Origin of the sequence: Mycolicibacter senuensis (genome assembly GCF_003284925.1) — a bacterium.
GTDB classification, from domain to species: Bacteria; Actinomycetota; Actinomycetes; order Mycobacteriales; family Mycobacteriaceae; genus Mycobacterium; species Mycobacterium algericum_A.
In genome coordinates this window covers 1-2,524 of the sequence record NZ_QMEX01000261.1, presented here as the reverse complement: position 1 = coordinate 2,524, position 2,524 = coordinate 1, and the positions used below count along the sequence as shown (strand labels likewise).

The 2,524-nt window shown below is 71.0% G+C and carries 2 protein-coding genes and 1 pseudogene; 1 reads left to right on the top strand and 2 read right to left on the bottom strand.

Annotation, left to right across the window (positions count from 1 at the left end; genetic code table 11):
- The coding region (locus DQP56_RS23840) for an aminotransferase class I/II-fold pyridoxal phosphate-dependent enzyme (protein ID WP_112689532.1) at positions 1 to 820 on the bottom strand (820 nt) is incomplete at its 3' end.
- A 32-nt stretch (positions 821 to 852) separates the two neighbouring features.
- A complete protein-coding gene (gene bioA, locus DQP56_RS23835; RefSeq protein WP_205868968.1) occupies positions 853 to 2,154 on the bottom strand; it encodes an adenosylmethionine--8-amino-7-oxononanoate transaminase in 1,302 nt (433 codons plus the stop codon).
- Positions 2,155 to 2,315: 161 nt separating this feature from the next.
- Between bioA and DQP56_RS23830 the strand changes: the two are divergent.
- A pseudogene (locus DQP56_RS23830) lies at positions 2,316 to 2,524 on the top strand (NlpC/P60 family peptidoglycan-binding protein RipD); the annotation flags it as partial.

Sequence of the window (2,524 nt, the reverse complement as noted above, 5' to 3'; positions counted from 1 at the left end):
CGCCGAGCGCCGCTGGCGCCAGGCCGGTGTCGAAGATGAAGGTCCGGGCGGCGTCGATGAGATGATCGCGCACCGCGACCGGTCCCAGCACCGCCCCGCCTTGACTGCCCAGTGCCTTGGACAGCGTCGTCGTCATCACCACGTCGGGCGCCCCGGCCAACCCGACCTCGTGTACCAGACCACGGCCGCCGTCACCGCGCACACCGACCGCGTGTGCCTCGTCGACGATCAGCAGCGCGCCGTGCCGGCGGCATACCTCGTGCAGCTCGCGCAGCGGGGCCAGCGCCCCGTCGGCGCTGAACACCGACTCCGTGATGACCACGGCGCGCTCCTCGGCACGGTCTGCCAGGGCCGCGGCCACCGCGTCGACGTCACGGTGACCGGTGATGACCACCCGTGCCTTCGACAACCGGCAGGCGTCCACCAGCGACGCGTGGCAGTAGGCGTCGGAGACCAGCAGCGAGCCCGGCCCCGACAGGCTCACGACGGCGCCGATATTGGCGGTGTAGCCCGAGGAGAACACCAGGCCCGCCGGCGCACCGACGAAGTCGGCTAAGTCCTGCTCGAACCGGGCGTGCAGTTCGGTGTTGCCGGTGACCAGCCGGGACCCCCCGGCCCCGCCGCCCCAGGTCTGCAGTGCCTCGACCCCGCCGGCGATGACGGCCGGGTGCGCCGAGAGCCCGAGGTAGTCGTTGGAGGCCAGGTCCAGCTCGGTGGCGACGGCGGGCCGCACCCGCAGCGAGCGCCGCAGCCCGTCCTGACGACGCTGCTGCTCCACTTCGGCCAGCCAGGCCAGCGGAGACAGATCCGTGCGGGTCACCGTGCACTCCCTCGACGACAGTTGAACACCGTTCAGGTTAAGGCACGGACCACGCCGAGCATCGCGGCACCGATCCGGGCGATCTCCTCAGGCGTGCAGACATACGGCGGCATCGTGTACACCAGGTTGCGGAACGGGCGCAGCCAGACCCCGTGGGCCAACGCGGCCGGCGTGGCCACCGCCAGGTCCACCGGTTCCCGGCATTCGATGACCCCGATCGCGCCGCACACCCGCACATCGGCGACACCGGGCAGATCGCGGGCCGGCGCCAGCGCGGCGGTCAGCCCGGAGCCGATTTCGCCGACGCGGGCACGCCAGTCCTGGCCCAGCAGCAGCTCGGTGCTCGCGACCGACACCGCGCAGGCCAGCGGGTTGGCCATGAAGGTCGGGCCGTGCATCAGGGCGCCGGCCTCCCCGCCGCTGATGGCATGCGCGATCTCGGTGCTGCACAACGTGGCGGCCAGGCTGAGGTAGCCGCCGGTCAGCGCCTTGCCGACGCACATGATGTCCGGGCTGACACCGGCATGCTCGGCGGCGAACAGCTCACCGGTGCGGCCAAAACCGGTGGCGATCTCGTCGAAGATCAGCAGCACGCCGTGGCGGCTGCAGGCCTCGCGCAGATCCGACAGGTAACGCGGGTCATGGAAGCGCATCCCACCGGCGCCCTGGACCACCGGTTCGACCACCACGGCCGCCAGTTCGTCGCGGTGACGCTCCAGTTGCGCCTCGAACGCGGCGGCGTAGGCCGGGTCGTAATCGCGGGGCACCTGTGGGGCGAACAGCTGCCGGGCCAGCACCGAATGTTCGCCGGTCCACAACGTGTGCATGCCGCCGTCGGGGTCGCAGATGCTCATCGGGGTGAACGTGTCGCCGTGGTAGCCGCCGCGCCAGGTCATCAGCCGGTGCTTGCCGGGGCGGCCGCGCGCGCGCCAGTACTGCAGCGCCATCTTCACCGCCACCTCGACCGACACCGAACCCGAGTCGGAGAAGAACACCGTGTCCAGCCCGGCCGGGGTGATGTCCACCAGCAGCTGTGCCAGCCGGGCGGCCGGCTCGTGGGTGAGCCCGCCGAACATGACGTGGTTCATGGTGCCCAGCTGCGCGGTCAGCGCGGCGTCCAGCGTCGGATGGCCGTGCCCGTGGATCGCGGTCCACCAGGAGCTCATGGCGTCGAGCACGTCGACCGGGGCGTCATCGACGATCAGCGTCAGGTAGGCACCCCGGGCCGCCACCGCCACCGTCGGGGCCGGCGTTTCGGCCCCGATCGTGCTGTAGGGGTGCCACAGGTGTGCGGCGTCGATCGCGCTGATCTGCTCGGGACTCAACGCGGACATGACTGACGACAGTAATGCGGGCGGCGGTCGGCGTAACCGTTCGGTCACAGGTTGCCCAATTTCTCCGCAGCGGCGAGGAACCCCGCATAAGCGCCGGTACGCTCTGTGGCAGGAGTGACCAATGATGCTGCCGTGATTACCGGCGCGAAAGGAGATGACCGATGAAACGCATCTGCGCCACCGCGATCGCACTGGCAGCGGCAATGGCCCCGACGTTGAGCGCCGCCGGCCCGGCAGGGGCCGACCCGCTCTCCCAGACCGGCCACAACCAGCTCATCGACCGCGTGGTCCAGCGCGCGCTGTCGCAACGCGGCGTGCCCTTCGTCTACGGCGGCGGCGACATCAACGGCCCGACCAACAACGCACGGGC